The 16,738-nt window shown below is 65.0% G+C and carries 17 protein-coding genes; 9 read left to right on the top strand and 8 right to left on the bottom strand.

Features of this window, described 5'->3' with window-relative positions; all coding sequences use genetic code 11:
- The 5 genes from IFT75_RS07040 to IFT75_RS07020 are packed head-to-tail and all read left to right on the top strand — an operon-like array spanning nt 1 to nt 5,878.
- Complete coding sequence (locus IFT75_RS07040) at nt 1-945, top strand: DUF58 domain-containing protein (protein ID WP_122479107.1); 945 nt, start codon at nt 1-3, stop codon at nt 943-945.
- Complete coding sequence (locus tag IFT75_RS07035) at nt 942-1,439, top strand: DUF4381 domain-containing protein (protein ID WP_192053998.1); 498 nt, start codon at nt 942-944, stop codon at nt 1,437-1,439. The genes IFT75_RS07040 and IFT75_RS07035 overlap by 4 nt, the downstream gene beginning before the upstream one ends.
- A complete protein-coding gene (locus tag IFT75_RS07030; protein ID WP_192053997.1) occupies nt 1,432-2,508 on the top strand; it encodes a vWA domain-containing protein in 1,077 nt (358 codons plus the stop codon). The genes IFT75_RS07035 and IFT75_RS07030 overlap by 8 nt, the downstream gene beginning before the upstream one ends.
- On the top strand, nt 2,505-4,247 hold the full coding sequence (locus tag IFT75_RS07025; protein ID WP_192053996.1) for a VWA domain-containing protein: 1,743 nt from the start codon (nt 2,505-2,507) through the stop codon (nt 4,245-4,247). The genes IFT75_RS07030 and IFT75_RS07025 overlap by 4 nt, the downstream gene beginning before the upstream one ends.
- Nucleotides 4,244-5,878, top strand: coding sequence for a BatD family protein (locus IFT75_RS07020; RefSeq protein WP_192053995.1), 1,635 nt, complete (start codon nt 4,244-4,246; stop codon nt 5,876-5,878). The genes IFT75_RS07025 and IFT75_RS07020 overlap by 4 nt, the downstream gene beginning before the upstream one ends.
- Before the next feature lie 252 nt (nt 5,879-6,130).
- Here the strand turns inward: IFT75_RS07020 and IFT75_RS07015 are convergent, their stop codons facing one another.
- From IFT75_RS07015 to IFT75_RS06985, 7 genes are all read right to left on the bottom strand, one after another.
- Entirely contained in the window at nt 6,131-7,174 is a 1,044-nt protein-coding gene (locus tag IFT75_RS07015; protein WP_122797370.1) for an AI-2E family transporter, read from the bottom strand.
- A gap of 24 nt (nt 7,175-7,198) precedes the next feature.
- The gene (locus IFT75_RS07010; protein ID WP_192053994.1) at nt 7,199-8,011 is read right to left on the bottom strand and encodes a DUF4892 domain-containing protein; all 813 of its coding nucleotides are present in this window, start codon (nt 8,009-8,011) and stop codon (nt 7,199-7,201) included.
- 112 nt (nt 8,012-8,123) lie between these two features.
- A complete protein-coding gene (locus tag IFT75_RS07005) occupies nt 8,124-8,978 on the bottom strand; it encodes an alpha/beta fold hydrolase (RefSeq protein WP_192053992.1) in 855 nt (284 codons plus the stop codon).
- 3 nt (nt 8,979-8,981) lie between these two features.
- Nucleotides 8,982-9,425, bottom strand: a complete 444-nt coding sequence (locus IFT75_RS07000) for a hotdog fold thioesterase (RefSeq protein ID WP_122479121.1) — start codon at nt 9,423-9,425, stop codon at nt 8,982-8,984.
- Nucleotides 9,426-9,443: 18 nt separating this feature from the next.
- Nucleotides 9,444-9,899 (bottom strand): phosphohistidine phosphatase SixA, encoded by a 456-nt coding sequence (gene sixA, locus IFT75_RS06995; RefSeq protein ID WP_185793826.1) that lies wholly within the window; start codon nt 9,897-9,899, stop codon nt 9,444-9,446.
- Nucleotides 9,896-10,237 (bottom strand): DUF4389 domain-containing protein, encoded by a 342-nt coding sequence (locus IFT75_RS06990; RefSeq protein ID WP_192053990.1) that lies wholly within the window; start codon nt 10,235-10,237, stop codon nt 9,896-9,898. Before IFT75_RS06990 ends, sixA begins: the two co-directional genes overlap by 4 nt.
- Nucleotides 10,238-10,247: 10 nt before the next feature.
- Complete coding sequence (locus tag IFT75_RS06985; protein WP_192053989.1) at nt 10,248-11,273, bottom strand: NAD(P)H-dependent glycerol-3-phosphate dehydrogenase; 1,026 nt, start codon at nt 11,271-11,273, stop codon at nt 10,248-10,250.
- A 192-nt stretch (nt 11,274-11,465) separates the two neighbouring features.
- On the opposite strand from IFT75_RS06985, the gene IFT75_RS06980 reads away from it, so the two are divergent.
- From IFT75_RS06980 to IFT75_RS06965, 4 genes are all read left to right on the top strand, one after another.
- On the top strand, nt 11,466-13,370 hold the full coding sequence (locus tag IFT75_RS06980; RefSeq protein WP_192053987.1) for an ATP-binding protein: 1,905 nt from the start codon (nt 11,466-11,468) through the stop codon (nt 13,368-13,370).
- Between the two features lie 271 nt (nt 13,371-13,641).
- Nucleotides 13,642-14,157, top strand: a complete 516-nt coding sequence (fabA, locus tag IFT75_RS06975; RefSeq protein ID WP_122479130.1) for a 3-hydroxyacyl-[acyl-carrier-protein] dehydratase FabA — start codon at nt 13,642-13,644, stop codon at nt 14,155-14,157.
- Between the two features lie 11 nt (nt 14,158-14,168).
- Nucleotides 14,169-15,389 carry a beta-ketoacyl-ACP synthase I gene (gene fabB, locus IFT75_RS06970; protein ID WP_122479131.1) on the top strand — a complete coding sequence of 407 codons (1,221 nt, stop codon included), beginning with the start codon at nt 14,169-14,171 and terminating at the stop codon, nt 15,387-15,389.
- A 140-nt stretch (nt 15,390-15,529) separates the two neighbouring features.
- Complete coding sequence (locus tag IFT75_RS06965) at nt 15,530-15,937, top strand: OsmC family protein (RefSeq protein WP_122479132.1); 408 nt, start codon at nt 15,530-15,532, stop codon at nt 15,935-15,937.
- A 67-nt stretch (nt 15,938-16,004) separates the two neighbouring features.
- Here the strand turns inward: IFT75_RS06965 and IFT75_RS06960 are convergent, their stop codons facing one another.
- Nucleotides 16,005-16,733, bottom strand: a complete 729-nt coding sequence (locus tag IFT75_RS06960; protein WP_122479133.1) for a dienelactone hydrolase family protein — start codon at nt 16,731-16,733, stop codon at nt 16,005-16,007.
- Nucleotides 16,734-16,738: the final 5 nt, after the last annotated feature.

Below are 16,738 nucleotides of genomic sequence, written 5' to 3'. Positions count from 1 at the left end.
ATGACCCAGGAGCCGCGGCCAGAGCCTGGCATTCGCATCAGCCTGGCCGAGCTGATCGAAATGCGCCATCGGGTGCGCGAAGTGCAGCTGTTCTCCACCCCGGCCCAGCGCAGCCCGTTGATCGGCCTGCACCACTCCAAACTGCGCGGCCGCGGCGTGGACTTCGACCAGGTGCGCGTGTATCAGGCGGGTGACGATGTGCGCAGCATCGACTGGCGGGTCACGGCGCGCACCCAGGAGCCGCATACCAAGCTGTTCCACGAGGAGCGCGAGCGGCCCATCTTCATTCTCGTCGAGCAGAGCCGGCGGTTGTTCTTCGGTTCGGGCCAGATGTTCAAGTCGGTGCTCGCTGCCCAGGCCGCGGCGTTGATCGGCTGGGCCGCGCTGGGGCACAACGATCGAGTCGGCGGGTTGGTATTCGGCGACGGCGAGCACTACGAGATCAAGCCCCGGCGCAGCAAGCAGAGCCTGCTGCAGTTGCTCAACCGCCTGGTGCGGGTGAACCAGTCGCTGCACACCGAAGCGCTGCCGGAAAAGGACGCGCTGGGCATGGCCCTGCGTCGGGCGCGCGAAGTGTTGCGCCCCGGCAGCCTGGCCATCGTCATCTGTGATGAGCGCGCGCTGACCGATGGCGCCGAGCAGCAGCTCAGCCTGCTGTCGCGCCACTGCGACCTGCTGTTGCTGCCGGTTTCCGACCCGCTCGATCATGCGCTGCCGGCTGCCGGGCTGTTGCGTTTCGCCCAGCGCGGCAGGCAGATGGAAATCGATACACTGAACCCGGAGATGCGCCTGGCCTACCGCGCGTTGAGCGAGGCGCGCATCGCCCGATGGGAACGTCTGGGGCAAAAACTGCGTGTACTGTTGATGCCCCTGAGCACGCAGAGCGAGATGATCGAGCAGCTGCGCGAGTACCTCAACCCGCAGCGGCCGGGCAAACTCAAATGAGTACCCTTGAGCAGTTGCAGCCATTGATCGCGCCGCCGCCTATCGGCCTGTGGCCACCGGCGCCTGGCTGGTGGCTGCTGGTCGTGCTGCTGCCGACCTTGGGCTGGGCTGCCTGGCACTGGCGTCACCGCTGGCGGCGCAAGGCCGTGATGCCGGCCACCGTCGAGCAACCCCTGGATCCGGTGCGCCAAGGCGCGCTGGAAGAGCTGGCGCGCTTGCCCAAACCCTACGATGGCGCCCCTGCCGGAGCGTGGCTGCAGCAGATCAACGGCCTGCTCAAGCGCCTGTGCCGCAACCACTACCCGAACGCCAACAGCCATGTGCTCAATGGCCGCCAGTGGCTGGCCTTCCTCGACAACCGCTGCCCGGCTGCCGGTCTGACGCGCTGGATGGTACTGGTCGAGGGGGTCTACAAGCCTGAGTGCAAGCTGGACGACAAGGCCATCGCCGGCCTGCAGCAGTCGGTCGAAACCTGGATACGCAAGCATGTTTGAGTTCGCCTGGCTGTGGGTCTTCGCCCTGCTGCCGCTGCCGTGGCTGCTGCGCGTGCTGCTGCCGGCCGCCGACAGCGGCGAGGCGGCGCTCAAGGTCAGCTTCCTCGATGAACTCGAGGGGCTGGCCGGGCGCCGGGCACGCATCAGCCTGCCGACCTGGCAGCAACAGGCGCCGTACGTGCTGCTGTGGCTGCTGCTGCTGATCGCGGCGGCGCGCCCGCAATGGCTGGGCGACCCCCTGCCCATCGCTGCCAGCGGGCGCGACCTGCTGGTGGCCGTGGATGTGTCCGGATCCATGGACTACCCCGACATGCCCTGGCAGAACGAAGACATCAGTCGGCTGGAGCTGGTGCAGCGCCTGCTCGGTGACTTTCTCGAACATCGCCAGGGCGACCGGGTCGGGCTGATCCTGTTCGGCAGCAAGGCCTACGTGCAGGCACCGCTGACCTTCGATCGACGCACCGTGCGTACCTGGCTCGACGAAGCACGCATCGGCATTGCCGGAAAGAATACCGCCATCGGCGATGCCATCGGCCTGGCGCTCAAACGTCTGCGCCTGCGCCCGGCGCAAAGCCGGGTGCTCATTCTGGTCACCGATGGCGCCAACAACGGTGGTCAGATCCATCCCATCACTGCCGCGCGCCTGGCGGCCCAGGAGCATGTGCGCATCCATACCATCGGCATCGGTGCCGACCCCAGTGCCGATGGCGCGCTGAGCATGCTCGGCCTCAATCCCAGCATGGACCTGGACGAGCCCTCGTTGCGCGAGATCGCGCAGATCACCGGCGGCCAGTACTTCCGTGCTCGCGACGGCGACCAGCTGCAAGCCATCGGCGCCAGCCTCGACACCCTCGAACCGGTCGACCAGAAGCCCACCCAGGCGCGACCGGCGCAAGCGCTGTATAGCTGGCCGCTGAGCGCGGCGTTGCTGCTCAGCGTGTTGCTGGTCGTGCGCCAGAACTGGCCGAACAACCCGCTGCAGCTGTTCCTGCGCAAGCGTCGCTTTCTGCCGACAGCTCCGCAGTGGCGCGAGCGCCTGCAGCGGCTGCAATTGCGGAGGCGCAAATGATCGACGCATGGCCGCATTGGTTCCGTCCCTGGTGGCTGCTGGCCTGGCCAGCTTTGGTCTGGCTGCTGTGGCAATTGTGGCACCGGCAGAAACGCGCGGGGCGCTGGCAATTGCTGCTGCCCCGCCACTTTCACGGAGTCCTGCTGGACGGTGGCAGCGGTCGGCAGAGCAAGGCGCCCTGGATAGTGCTGGGCCTGGCCTGGCTGTTGACCGCGGTGGCCCTGCTCGGACCCAGCTGGCAGCGTATCGAACAGCCGGGCAGGACCGTCGTCGACCCGTTGGTGGTGGTGCTCGCCCTGAGCCCGGAGATGATGGCCACCGATGTCGCGCCCAATCGCCTGGAGCAGGCGCGGCGCAAGCTGCTGGACCTGCTCGACGCACGCCGCGATGCGCAGACGGCCATTATCGTCTACGCCGGCAGCGCGCACGTGCTGGTGCCGCTGTCCGACGACCTGGGAACCAGTCGCAACCTGCTGGAAGCGATCAAGCCCTCGATCATGCCCGTCGAAGGCCAGCGCGCCGACCTCGGCGTGCAGCGCGCACTGGAACTGCTCGACCAGGCCGAACAAGGTCAGGGCCGCATCCTGCTGCTGGCATCGCAGCTGTCCGAAGCGGAACGTCGCGGGATTTCCCAGCGACTGGACAATCACTCGCCACAGTTGTTGATCCTGGGTATCGGCACCCGTGACGGGGCGCCAGTGAAGCAGGAAGACGGTGAGTTTCTCAAGGACGAGCAAGGCGCGATTCGCTTGCCGCGCCTGGACAGTGTCGGCCTGCGCACCTTCGCTGCCGATGTCGGCGGCCTGTACCGACAAGCACGTCTGGATGATCTGGACCTGCGCAACCTCGGCTTGCTCGATCGCCCCACGCTGTTGCGCGGCAACGGCACGACGCAGCAGTTGGACAGCTGGGCCGATCAAGGTCATTGGCTGTTGCTGCCTCTGCTGTTGCTGGCGGCGCTCGCTGGCCGCCGCGGCTGGCTGTTCTGTTTGCCGTTATGCCTGCTGATCGTGCCGCAGCCAGGTTATGCCTTCGATGTTCAGGACCTTTGGCTGCGCCGCGATCAGCAAGGCCAGGCCCTGCTCGAACAGCAGCGTCCTGCCCAGGCCGCGCGGCGCTTCGCCGATGCGCAGTGGCAAGGCATGGCGCTGTACGAAGCGGGCGACTACGAAGCGGCCGCCGAGCGGTTCGCCCAGGGCGACAGCGCCCGCGACCACTACAACCGCGGCAACGCCCTGGCGCGCAGCGGCGAACTGGAAGCTGCCCTCGACGCCTATGAGCAGGCGCTGGAGCGCCAGCCGGCCCTGCAGCCGGCACTGGACAACCGCACGCTGGTGGAACAGCTTCTGCGCCAGGCCCCGGCCGAAGCTACCGCCGCTTCCGCAGAACGGCCCGCCCAGCCCCGCGCACCAGGTGCCACGGCGCCGGACGCCGAGGATCCGAACGCGTCCGCGGCGGCCGACGCGACCCCAGGCAACAACGACGCGCAGAGCAGCCGGGAAAACCCCTCGGGTCAGGCGGGGGGAGAACAGAATCAGGCACAATCCTCGGCACCGGCGCAGCCACCGAGCGACGAATCCACGACCCGGCCACCGTCACGACCAACCCAGGCCACCCTGGATGCCGAACAGCGTCAGGCCCTGGAGCAGTGGCTGCGACAGATCCCGGACGACCCGGCCGAGCTGTTGCGGCGCAAATTCTGGTATGAACAGCAACAACATCAGGACAAGATTCGATGAGTCGCTTCAGCGCCCTCTGCATCAGTGCAACCCTGGCCGTGCTTGGCCAATGCGCGCATGCCGCCACGTTGGTGGCCAGCGTCGATCGCTCGCGTCTCAACTCGGGGGAAACGGTCGAGCTGACCCTGGAAACCACCGACGTCACGCAATTCGGCAAGCCCGACCTGACGCCACTCGAAGGCTCGTTCGATGTGCGCGACACGCGCCAGGTCAATCGCCTGACCAGCTTGGACGGCGACCGCCAGGCCACCACCCGCTGGATTATCACCCTGCTCCCGCGACAGACCGGCAGCGTTACCATCGCTGCGCTGCAACTGGGCGAACTGCGCAGCCAGCCGATCGTCCTGCAGGTGCTGCACAGCGACCCGCCGTTGCGCGCGACCATGGCCCCGGTGTTCATCGACGCCAGCCTGGATGAAGACAGTGTCTATGTGCAGGCCCAGGCAGTATTGACCTTGCGCATCTATCACTCGGTGCCACTGTACGACGACAGCAGCCTCACACCTCTGCAACTGGCCGAGGCGCGCATCGAGCCGCTGGGCGGATCGCGCACCTTCGAGAAGATCATCGACGGCGTCCGCCACGGGGTCATCGAGATGCGCTATGCGATTTATCCGCAACGCAGTGGCGAATTGATTATTCCTGCCCTGGCATTCACCGCCACCACCGTCGAGCCAACCGCAGCTGGCGACAGCGCCAACAGCGCGCCGCGGCCCGGCAAGCTGATGAAGGTGACGTCCGCGCAGATGTCCCTGACGGTCAAGGGCGTGCCAGCGGCCTACCCCGCCGACACGCCGTGGTTGCCGGCACGCAGCCTGAGCCTGAGTGAAAGCTGGAACCCCGACCCGCCGAGCAGCCAGGTTGGTGATTCTCTGACTCGCACACTGGAGGTAAAGGCCGAGGGGCTGTCCAGTGCGCAACTGCCGGCGTTGCCCGGTACCGAAGTGGAAGGCTTGCGACGCTACCCGGATCAGCCCCAGTTGAACAACCAGATCGGTGAACGAGGTTTGATCGGCAGCCGCCAGGAACGGGAGGCACTGGTGCCGGCGCGCAGTGGCACCCTGCAGTTGCCGAGCGTCGAGATGGTCTGGTGGAACACCCATGAGGACCATCTGGAGCGTACCGGTCTGCCGGCGCGCAGTCTGGAGGTTGCCGGCAACGCCGGGCTGATGGTCGATGCGCCGGTCGGTAACCGTGATGCCGAGCCGGACGTGGCCTGGCCGTGGAAGCTGGTCAGCGTCATGCTGGCGTTCACCACGATGATCGGCTTCGCCCTGTGGTGGCGCGCCCGTGGGCAGCCGGCGGTCCTGCGCGCAGCCCAAAGCGGACCAAGCCCGCGCACTCTGCTCGATGACCTCAAGCGCGCCTGTCAGGCCAACGACCCCCAGGCCACCCGCCAGGCTTTGGATGCCTGGGCCCGGCAGCAGCCGGAGACGCTGGCCGACATGACGGCGCGCTTCGTGCCTTTGTCCGACGCTCTGGATGGGCTCAATGGCGCGCTCTACAGCGAAAGCGGCCAATACTGGCAAGGCGAAGAGCTGTGGCGCGCCATCGGCAGCCTCCTGCGCACCGACCCGCCCCTCGAGCCCTCCGCGGAAAACGCCGGGTTACCGCCGCTGTACCCCAAGTAATCCCCGCCATGCGCTCGTCACCTTGTGGGAAGCCTATGAACTGCAGGCACCTTGTGGGAGCGGGCTCTGCCCGCGAATGCAGCGGCATGGTCCGCCTGACACACCGCGCCGCTCTTTTCGCGGCCACGAGCCGCTCCTACAAGGGTTGCGAAATCCGCGTAGGAGCGGTCATCGGCCGCGAAAGGGCCAACCCTGCTTATCTGACACACCGCGCCGCTCTTTTCGCGGCCACGGGCCGCTCCTGCAAAGCGTCTAGAGTGGCTTGTGTTCGGTATGGGTCCAGTCGTGCAGCAGGCTGTAGGCCACTGCCAGCAGGGTCGGACCTATGAACAGGCCGATGAAGCCGAAAGCCAGCAGCCCGCCGAACACCCCCAGCAGCACGATCACCAACGGCAAGTTGCCGCCGCGGCTGATCAGGTAGGGCTTGAGCACGTTGTCCACGCCACTGATGACGAAGGTGCCCCAGATACCGAGGAATATCGCGTAGCCATAGTCGCCCTGCCACACCAGCCAGGCGGTGGCCGGAATCCACGCCAGCGGCGGCCCCATGGGAATCAGGCTGAGCAGGAAGGTGACGATGCCGAGGACCAATGCCCCAGGCACGCCGGCGATCAAGAAGCCGATCAAGGCCAGGATCGCCTGGGCGGCGGCGGTACCGATCACCCCGTTGACCACCCGCTGCACCGTACCCGCCACCAGATCGATGTAGTACCCGGCACGCTCTCCGATCAGACGTTCCAGCAGCCGGAGCACGAAGGCTGCCATGCGCGGCCCGTCGCGATAGAAGAAGAACACGAAGACCAGGCTCAGCGTGAGTTCGAGGATCCCGCCGCCGATCTGCGCGCTGCGCGCCAACAGGAAATTGCCGACTTGCCCCAGGTACGGCCTTACGCTGGCCAGGAACGCCGCGCCCTGCTCGTCGAGGGTGTCCCAGATACCGACCAGGCTCGCACCGACCAGAGGAATGCCGGCCAGCCAGTCAGGCGCATCGGGCAGCCCGTCGACCTGCACGTCGCGAATGAACGCCGTCGCATCGCGCACGTGATCGGCCAGGTTGAAGCCCAACCAGACCAGCGGCAAGACCACCAGCAGCATCCAGCAGCCGGTGAGAATACCGGCTGCCAGCGACTCGCGGCCATTGAGCCAGCGGGTCAGCAGCCGCATCAGCGGCCAACTGGCGTAGGCCAGGATCGCACCCCACAGCAGGGCTGAACAAAACGGCGCCAGTACCCATAGGCAGGCGCCAAGCAGTGCCAGCAAGACAATCTGTACCAGCAGGCGATCGTTACTCGGCATCAATGCTCCAAAGGCGACGCAGGCTCAACGAATGATTTCCAGATGCAGTCCCTTGACGCTTTCGGTACCGGTTTCCAAGCGAGCCGCGCGCACACCCTTGGCGACCAGCGCATCGCGCCATGCAGCGGCCGCAGCGTTCGATACCCCGGATACGCTCACCCGAATCGAGCTGTCGAGTTGCAGGCTGCGGGCCAGCAAGGCCACCCAGGTGTCATCGGGCGTTTCGCCCATGGCCGGGTAATCGAGATCGCCGGTGCTGCGCAATTCGTGCAGCACCGTGGCCGGGGTGGGCAACAACTCGCCCAGTGGCGCATCGGCAACGAACTTTTCGACGTGCAGATAGGCGCGACGGTTGCCACGGGTAATGGCATAGATGGCGGTGAGGGTGTTGTCGTCTGGAGCGGCCTGGCGCAGCAGCACGAACGCCTGCTGATCGTCGGCCCCCGACAGCCGCGCGCCGTCGAAGACATCGTTGACCCACAGGCTGCTTTCACCGCAGTCGCGCGCCTGGCACCAGTACAGCGTGTGCGCGCCCCCCTGCTGGAGCGTTTCGCGGGCATCGTTGAAGGCTTGTCGCGCGGTCTGGGTTTCGGGAAGTTCATACGTGGTGGCGCTGACCTGGCCTCTGGCGTTGACCTGGCCGTCCATGCGCAGCTTGCCGCTGATCTTGCGCAGCGACCCCAGCGGATAGATGCGCTCCTTGTCGACCGCAGGACGTTGGTCGACGACCTTGGCGTCCGGCGGCGCGGGCAGCTCGGCGGCCATGGCCGAGGTGCTCAGGACGGCGCTGCCCAGCAGAGCGGCGAGTACCGGTAGCAGCCGCTTCGAGGCATTCATGAGGGCAGCAAGGCGTGGTGGCCCGGAGGGCTGTAAACGAGCGTAGCAGCGAGTTCCATCAAGGTCTTCTCCTGTTTCAACCTGACAAGCCTCGGCAGTTGCCTGCTGCAAGTCAAGGTATCGCAAAAAAGCGATTGAAACAGTCTGCGACAAGCCTGGCCCCGGTGTCGTCATTCAGGTGCAGGTGATGGCCTCCGGGCAGCGCCTGCAGGGGGAGCCCCAATCGGGCCAGCAGCGCAGTATTTTTCACCAGCAGGCCCTGCTCGGCGAGGATCAACAGGCTCGGGCAGCGAATCGCCTGCACGTACGCCAGTGCCTGTTCTTCGCTCAAGCGCACCGGCGATGGCAGCGTCAGGCGGCTGTCGCTACGCCAGCTGAATCCACCGGCCACCCTTTCAAGCCCTCGCGACGCCAATAATTCGGCCGCCTCGTGGCTGACGGCGATACGACCGTGCATGCGCGCAAGCACGGCCCGATCAATGTCGGCATACACTGATTTGCGCTTAAGACCCAACGCCTGCTGCGCATGCAGGGCTTCGCCCAGGCGCTGTGGCCCCTCCTCGGCAGCGCCCAGCGGCGGTACCACGCCGTCGATCAACGCCAGGCGCTCTATTCGCTCGGGCAAGGCACTCGCCAGCAAGGTGGCGACGATCCCGCCCAGCGAGTGCCCCAGCAGGGAAAAGCGCTGCCACCCCAGCTGGTCGGCCGCCTGCAGCACATCGTGGGCGTAATCCCACAGGGCATAACCGGCGCCGACCGGACGATGCCCGGAGTGTCCATGCCCGGCCAGGTCGAGGGCGACGATGCGCAGCCCGGCCAGCTTCGGCGCCAGACGGGCAAAGCTGTTGGCGTTGTCCAGCCAGCCGTGCAGCGCCAGCACCGGCCTGCCGTCTTCAGGTCCGTAGACCTGGGCGGCCAGCTTGATATGAGGCAGCGACAGGCGGATTTCGCGGACCGGCGCAGTCATGACTCAGCGGGCCGGTGGGTTCTGCCCCAGCGGCACCACGGCCACCGTCAGGCGCGAAATGCAGCTGGCTTTGCCGTCGTCGCCCTGCAGGCGAATGTCCCAGACGTGAGTGCTGCGGCCAATGTGCACCGCACGGGCCACGCCCGTCACCCGGCCACTGCGCAACCCGCGCAGATGGTTGGCGTTCACCTCAAGGCCTACACAGTAGAAACGCTCGGTGTCGATGCACAGAAAACTGGCCATGGAGCCCAGGCTTTCTGCCAGCACCACCGAGGCGCCACCGTGCAGCAGACCGAACGGCTGGTGGGTCCGGGCATCAACGGCCATGCTGGCAGTCAGGGAGTGCGCATCGAAGCTTTCGAAGCGGATATCCAGCAACTCGCCGATGGTATTTTTCTGCGCCGCATTCAAGCGTTCGAGATCCGGTTCGGTGCGCCACAGGCTCATGGGAGGATTCCTGACAGGTTAGGGATGGTTAACGGCGTGCAGGGACATCAGCCCGGCCAGGGGCCAGTCGCCGTGCAGTTCGGCCAGGCTGGCGGTCTGCATGGGTTCCGGCTCGCGCAAGTTGCCGTGAACCAGCAGGCTCAGCAGATTGCCCACCAGCGGCTGGTGGCTGACCAGCAGCACGTTCTCCAGACCCAGCGCCTGCAAGTGCCCGGCCACCTCCAGCGGATCGCTTTCAGGCGTCAGCCACGGCACGGTCTGCACCGCCGGGGCGCCGTGCAGCACGCCGTGGACCAGAGCGGCGGTCTGCTGCGCGCGTACATACGGGCTGGCGAGAATGGCATCCAGAGGTTGATCGTGCAGGCGCGCCGCGCTGGCCAGCGCCTGTCGTTCGCCCACCGAGGTCAAGGCCCGCTCGGCATCGCTGCGGGCATGGCTGACGGCTTCGCCGTGGCGCAGTACCCAGAGCTTCATGGCTTGGGCTCGTCGGCCACGGGACGAGCCGCGCCTGCGTCATAGGCTGCTTCGCCGCCGGCAGGACGCGCCTGTGGCCAATCGGAAAACGGCCAGGGTTTCTGCTCGGTGTGAAAGCTGCCGAAGCGACCGATCTGGGCCAGGTAGCGGCTCAGGCTGTCGCCGAAGGCCATCATGGCAGCGTTCGGCGCGCCCTGGACCAGGCGATGGATGAGTTGCACCAGCACCAGCGCGCCGAGCAGGAACTGGGCAACCTGCCAGACCAGCACGAACACCAGCATCCAGAGCACGCGCAAAAGGATGGCCTCGCGGCCCGGGTCGTTGAAAGGACGGTTCATGACGTGTTCCTCAGTTGAAGCCACTGGTGGAAATGAAATCGACATCGGTCTTGGGTTCGGCCCGCATCAGCAGCTCGATCACCTGGTTCAGCGTACGCCCTTCGAACAGGATTGCGTGCAAGCCCGCCACCAGCGGCATGTACACCTGAAGCTCCTGAGCCTTGGCCTTGAGCACCTTGAGCGTGTTGACCCCTTCGGCCACCTCGCCCAGGCGCGACACGGCGTCCTCCAGGCTCAGGCCTTCGCCCAGGGCAAACCCTACCTGATAGTTGCGGCTCTTGGGCGACGAGCAGGTCACGATCAGGTCGCCTACACCGGCCAGACCGAGAAAGGTCATGGGGTTGGCGCCCTGGCTGACGGCAAAACGCGTCATCTCGGCCAGGGCACGGGTAATCAGCATGCTTTTGGTGTTCTCGCCCATGCCCAATGCCACGGCCATGCCGGCGATGATCGCATAGACGTTCTTCAGCGCGCCGCCCAACTCGACGCCGAAGCGGTCGCTGCTGGCATAGACGCGGAACGTACGCCCATGCAGCACGGCCTGGACGCGCTCGCAGAGGGCTTCGTCGGCGCTCGCCACCACCGTGGCGGTCAGGGCATGTTCGGCGATCTCGCGGGCCAGGTTGGGGCCGGACAACACGCCGATACGCGCGTCTGGCGCAACCTCTTCGAGAATCTCGCTCATCAGCTTGAAGGTCTGCGCCTCGATGCCCTTGGTCAGGCTGACCAGCATCTTGCCGCTCAGCTGATCGGCATGCTGGGCCAGCACGCTGCGCAAGGCGCTCGAGGGCAGCGCGACGAAGATCAGCGCACTGCCGGCGATGGTCGCGGGCAGGTCGGTGACCGGGATCACCCCCGGCAGGATCTTGATGCCTTTGAGGTAGCGCGGATTTTCCCGGTTCAGGCGAATCCACTCGGCCTGCTCCGGGTCGCGCATCCACTGACGGACCGAATGGCCGTTCTCGGCCAGCAGGTTGGCCACGGCGGTGCCGAAACTACCTCCTCCCAGCACGGCTATCGGCTGCTCTTGAGTCATATCCCATCCATTTGGTCGAGTTGAGGGCGATGAGGGGCATTATACGGAGCCACCTCGACACGACCAGTCCCGGCCTGCGCCCCGGTAACAATACGACTGGAATTGTCGCTCTGACCGGTTAACATGCCTGACTGTTCAACTCGATTCAGGCCCTGTCGTGTCCGCCACTTTCCCATTGCCCTGCGCCCCGACATGAAGTTGCGCCTGAACCGCGACATTCATACACGCACCCAGATCATCAGCGTCGGGCCGGCCCTGCTGTTGACCCTGCTACTGATCGGTTTCTTCACCTTCGTGCGTTTGCAGGACCTGCGCCAGGAACTCAATCACACCGGCCAGTTGATCGCCAATCAGCTCGCCCCCGCCGCGGAATACGGCGTGGTCACCGACAATGCCGCGGTACTCGAAGGGCTGCTCGGCGCAACCCTGGCTACCCCTCACGTACGTTTCCTGGAGATTCAGGACCAGACCGACCGGCGCCTGGCCTATGTCGAACAGCGAGTCAGAAACGAGCACCGGTCGGCCCATGTCGAAGTGTTCCAGGCACCGATCCAGATCCGTGGGGCCTTCCTGGAAGACCATCAGGCTCAGGTGCAGCAGCACATGGGCAGTGCCAGCAGCGGCGATTACTTGGGCCGGGTGATCGTCGGCATGTCCGACGACGCCTTCAGCGAGCGCCAGCAGGAAATCGTCCTCAAGGCCGGCGTGCTGGCTTTGTTTGCACTGTTGTTCACCTATCTGCTGGCCCGGCGGCTGGCGCGCAGCCTGGCCCAGCCCATCAGTGAAATGAGCCGCGTAGTCAAGGCCATAGGCCAGGGCGAGTTCGACCGGCCGCTGCCCATCGTCGACGACAGCGAGCTGGGGCATCTGGCCGGGCATATCAACAACCTTGCCAGCGCCCTGGCCAAGGCCAGCCACGAACAGCATCAGGCCATGCAGCAACTGATCCAGACTCGCGAGGAGGCCGAGCGCGCCAACAGCGCCAAGTCGGATTTCCTGGCGATGATGAGCCACGAGCTGCGCACCCCCATGAATGGCGTGCTGGGCATGCTGCAGCTGCTCGAAACCACCGTGCTGAGCCATGAACAGCGCGATTACGCTCAGGTGGCCACCGAGTCCACCGAACACCTGCTCAAGGTCATCAACGACATTCTGGATTTTTCCCGCATCGAGCGGGCGGCGATGGAACTGGAGCACATCGGTTTCAGCCTGCACGAGCTGATCACCAGTTGCGTGCAGGCCTTCCAGCACACCGCCAGGCAACGCAAGCTGGCGCTGGAATTGACGCTGGCCGAGGGCATCGAGGGGTTGCAGGTCGAGGGCGATCCGACGCGCATCCGGCAGATCCTGGTCAATCTGATCGGCAATGCGCTGAAATTCACCGATGAAGGCGGTGTGGACATCTGCGTGCGGTGGCAGGTGCTGGATCATCAATTGATCTGGCTGACCTGCACCGTGCGCGATACTGGCATCGGCATCGGCGAAGATCGACTGGAAAGCATGTTCGACGCGTTCGCCCAGGCCGACAGTTCGATTTCGCGCCGTTACGGCGGCACCGGCCTGGGGCTGCCGATCGCGCGTACGCTGGCCGAACGCATGGGGGGCACGCTGCGTGCGCAAAGCAAGGAAAGGCAAGGCTCGCTGTTCACTCTGGAAATGCCGCTGGCGCTGAGCCAGCAGAGCCTGGCCCGCCCGGCAGCGGTGCCCAACCTGTCCGGCAACGACGACGGCGTCGGCCACAGTGTCTTGCTGGTGGAAGACAACGCGGTCAACCAGACCGTGATCGAAGCCATGCTGCGCAGCCTGGGCTACGCCGTCGATGTGGTCAGCGACGGCGCAGCAGCGGTCAGCCAGGTGCGTGCGCACCTCTATTCGGCGGTGCTGATGGACTGCCGCCTGCCGGTCCTCGACGGCTACGAGGCGTCGCGGCAGATTCGCCAGATTGCTGGGCGCGCAGAGCTGCCGATCATCGCCCTGACCGCCAATGCGCTGCTGGGCGACCGCGCCACCTGCCTGGATGCCGGAATGAACGATTACCTGGCAAAACCGTTCAAACGGGCAGATCTGCAACAGGTTCTGCTGCGCTGGACGAGCTGAACCAGCGCCGTGGAAGGGATGCCGGATGTCCTCGTGACAGCGCCCGTTGCTGGCAAGAAATGCTAAAGTGCGGCAGTCTTGTACATCCATTCGGACAAAGCCTGCTGTCTGGCATTATAATTTCAGTGAACAAGTGTACTTCCGTATCGCTTGCGCTGTGACTTTCACTACAACGCAATAGTCTATGTGTAGGCTGCCGACCCAGGCGTTGATTCTTCTGGTCGGTCGGGAAGATCTGCCCCCTGCCACCAGGGACTATTGAGGAGCTCGCATGACCAAACAAAACGCCTTTACTCGGGAAGATCTGCTGCGCTGCAGTCGTGGCGAGCTGTTCGGCCCAGGTAACGCGCAACTGCCCGCCCCGAATATGCTGATGGTGGACCGCATCACCCATATCAGCGCCGAAGGTGGCAAGTACGGCAAGGGTGAATTGGTCGCCGAGCTGGATATCAATCCGGACCTGTGGTTCTTCGCTTGCCACTTCGAGGGCGATCCGGTGATGCCGGGCTGCCTCGGCCTGGATGCCATGTGGCAGCTGGTGGGTTTCTTCCTCGGCTGGCAGGACCTGCCGGGCCGTGGCCGTGCGCTGGGTTCGGGTGAAGTGAAGTTCTTCGGCCAGGTGCTGCCGACGGCCAAGAAGGTCACGTACAACATTCATATCAAGCGCGTGCTCAAGGGCAAGCTGAACATGGCCATCGCCGATGGCTCGGTCAGCGTCGACGGCCGCGAGATCTACACCGCCGACGGCCTTCGGGTCGGCGTCTTTACATCCACCGAAAATTTCTAAGGGTTATCCGCATGCGCCGCGTTGTTATCACTGGTCTGGGCATCGTTTCGTGCCTGGGCAATGACAAAGACACCGTCTCCGCAAACCTGCGTGCAAGCCGCCCTGGCATCCGCTTCAACCCGGAATATGCCGAAATGGGTCTGCGTAGCCAGGTTTCCGGTTCCATCGACCTCAACCTGGAAGAGCTGATCGACCGCAAGGTGTACCGCTTCGTCGGCCATGCCGCCGCCTACGCGTACCTTGCAATGCAGGATGCCATCAAGGATTCCGGCCTCACCGACGAGCAGGTTTCCAACCCGCGTACCGGCCTGATCGCCGGTTCGGGCGGCGCCTCTACCTTGAACCAGATGGAAGCGCTGGACATCCTGCGCGAGAAAGGCGTCAAGCGCGTCGGTCCGTACCGGGTCACCCGAACCATGAGCAGCACCGTCTCGGCCTGCCTGGCCACCCCTTTCAAGATCAAGGGCCTGAACTACTCCATCGCCTCGGCGTGTGCCACCAGCGCGCACTGCATCGGTACGGCCATGGAGCAGATCCAGATGGGCAAGCAGGACGTGGTGTTCGCCGGCGGCGGCGAAGAGGAACACTGGAGCCAGTCGTTCCTGTTCGACGCCATGGGTGCCCTTTCCAGCAAGCGCAACGACACGCCTGAAAAAGCGTCGCGTGCCTACGACAGCGACCGCGATGGCTTCGTCATCGCCGGCGGCGGCGGCATGGTAGTGGTCGAGGAGCTGGAACACGCTCTGGCCCGTGGTGCCCACATCTATGCCGAGATCGTTGGCTACGGTGCCACCTCGGATGGCTACGACATGGTCGCGCCAAGCGGCGAAGGCGCCATCCGTTGCATGCAGCAGGCGCTGTCCACCGTCGATACCCCGATCGACTACCTGAACACTCACGGCACCTCCACACCGGTGGGCGACGTGGCCGAGATGAAGGGTGTGCGGGAAGTCTTCGCCGGCAAGTATCCGGCCATCAGCTCGACCAAGAGCCTGTCCGGGCACTCGCTGGGCGCCGCTGGCGTGCACGAAGCCATCTACTGCATGCTGATGATGGAAGGCAACTTCATTGCCGGGTCAGCCAATATCGACGAACTGGACCCTGCCGTGGCCGATCTGCCAGTGCAGACCGTCACCCAGGAAAACGTCGAAATCAATACCGTGATGAGCAACAGCTTCGGCTTCGGCGGTACCAATGCCACGCTGGTACTCAAGCGTTGGCAGGGTCAGTAAGGCTAGCAGCCCTACTGAAGGACGGCGCCTGCGGGCGCCGTTTTTTTTGCCTGAAATCGGTCGATTGACTGCGGTTGAACCCCCCGGATGGCGCAACCCTCTATACAGTGTGACTCGAGCACACCAACGAAGGGATTTCCATGGCTATCACCGTGACTACCGAACCTGGCGACGGATTTCGCCACAGCATCGACATCGATGGCCGCCACTCTTTTCACACCGACTTGCCGGAAGCCCTGGGTGGGGCAGGTTCGGCGCCCTCTCCCCATGACTATTTCGACGCCGCACTGGGTGCCTGCAAGGCCCTGACCCTGAAGCTCTATGCCCAGCGCAAGAACATCCCGCTCACGGGTGTGAATGTGGAGGTCAAACGTGATGCGAGCGAGGAGCCCACCGGCAAATACCGCCTGCAGGTCAAGCTCACCTTGCTCGGCAACCTGACGGAAGCGCAGCGTCATGACCTGGACCGAGTGGCCGACCACTGCCCGGTGCACAAGCTGATGACCAGTGCAGTGATCGATATCGAGACGTACCTGGCCGAGGCTTAGCAGCCAGACACCTGGGTGGCGGTTCGCCCCCCTTCGCGGCCACGTACCGCCCCCATGGGCCTGCGAATCAGGCCTGAAACACTTCCTCGAGCAGGTTGTGCATGGCCTGAAAGGCGCGAGCCGAGACCTTGGCATCGTACATCTGCACACCCGGGTTGTTGGCCTCGGTGTCGGTGAACGAATGGTAGGCTCCGCCGTAGCTGGTCAACTGCCAATCCACACCCGCCGAGTTCATCTCGGAGCGGAAGGCCGGCAGCTGTTCGGCAGGCACCAGGGGATCGGCGTCGCCGTGCAGCACCAGGACCGAACCCTTGATGTCATGGGCATCGGCCGGGTTGGGCGTGTCGAGCGTGCCATGGAACGAGACGGTTGCCTTGAGCGCCGCGCCGGTACGTGCCAGCTCCAGCGCACAGCACCCGCCGAAGCAGAAACCGAAGGCCGCCGATTGCGCCGGATCGACAGCGGCATGCGTCTGCTCGTGCAGTTGCTGCAGCGCAACCTGCATGCGCTTGCGCAGCAAGGCACGGTCGTTCTTCAGCGGCATCATGGCAGCCGCCGCTTCATCGTTGTTGCCCGGGTGCACGCCCTGACCATACAAGTCGACCAGCAACACCACATAGCCCTTGGCGGCCACCGACTGGGCAATGCGTTCGGCACCTTCGCTGACGCCCATCCAGTTCGGCGCCATCACCAGGCCCGGACGTGGCGACACGATATCGGTGTCGTAAACCAGGCGGCTTTCGTACGCCTGCCCGTCGATTTGGTAGACAACGGATTGAACGGTCAATGTGCTCACGCTTG

The organism is Pseudomonas sp. CFBP 8758, from assembly GCF_014841725.1.
GTDB lineage: Bacteria > Pseudomonadota > Gammaproteobacteria > Pseudomonadales > Pseudomonadaceae > Aquipseudomonas > Aquipseudomonas baltica.
Note: the sequence above shows the minus strand (reverse complement) of the source record. Positions and strands in the feature narration are given on the sequence as shown.

Coding starts and splice junctions, on each gene's coding strand:
- IFT75_RS07040 (WP_122479107.1), top strand. CDS start 1: ATGACCCAGGAGCCGCGGCCAGAGCCTGGCATTCGCATCAGCCTGGCC.
- IFT75_RS07035 (WP_192053998.1), top strand. CDS start 942: ATGAGTACCCTTGAGCAGTTGCAGCCATTGATCGCGCCGCCGCCTATC.
- IFT75_RS07030 (WP_192053997.1), top strand. CDS start 1,432: ATGTTTGAGTTCGCCTGGCTGTGGGTCTTCGCCCTGCTGCCGCTGCCG.
- IFT75_RS07025 (WP_192053996.1), top strand. CDS start 2,505: ATGATCGACGCATGGCCGCATTGGTTCCGTCCCTGGTGGCTGCTGGCC.
- IFT75_RS07020 (WP_192053995.1), top strand. CDS start 4,244: ATGAGTCGCTTCAGCGCCCTCTGCATCAGTGCAACCCTGGCCGTGCTT.
- IFT75_RS07015 (WP_122797370.1), bottom strand. CDS start 7,174: ATGCCGAGTAACGATCGCCTGCTGGTACAGATTGTCTTGCTGGCACTG.
- IFT75_RS07010 (WP_192053994.1), bottom strand. CDS start 8,011: ATGAATGCCTCGAAGCGGCTGCTACCGGTACTCGCCGCTCTGCTGGGC.
- IFT75_RS07005 (WP_192053992.1), bottom strand. CDS start 8,978: ATGACTGCGCCGGTCCGCGAAATCCGCCTGTCGCTGCCTCATATCAAG.
- IFT75_RS07000 (WP_122479121.1), bottom strand. CDS start 9,425: ATGAGCCTGTGGCGCACCGAACCGGATCTCGAACGCTTGAATGCGGCG.
- sixA (WP_185793826.1), bottom strand. CDS start 9,899: ATGAAGCTCTGGGTACTGCGCCACGGCGAAGCCGTCAGCCATGCCCGC.
- IFT75_RS06990 (WP_192053990.1), bottom strand. CDS start 10,237: ATGAACCGTCCTTTCAACGACCCGGGCCGCGAGGCCATCCTTTTGCGC.
- IFT75_RS06985 (WP_192053989.1), bottom strand. CDS start 11,273: ATGACTCAAGAGCAGCCGATAGCCGTGCTGGGAGGAGGTAGTTTCGGC.
- IFT75_RS06980 (WP_192053987.1), top strand. CDS start 11,466: ATGAAGTTGCGCCTGAACCGCGACATTCATACACGCACCCAGATCATC.
- fabA (WP_122479130.1), top strand. CDS start 13,642: ATGACCAAACAAAACGCCTTTACTCGGGAAGATCTGCTGCGCTGCAGT.
- fabB (WP_122479131.1), top strand. CDS start 14,169: ATGCGCCGCGTTGTTATCACTGGTCTGGGCATCGTTTCGTGCCTGGGC.
- IFT75_RS06965 (WP_122479132.1), top strand. CDS start 15,530: ATGGCTATCACCGTGACTACCGAACCTGGCGACGGATTTCGCCACAGC.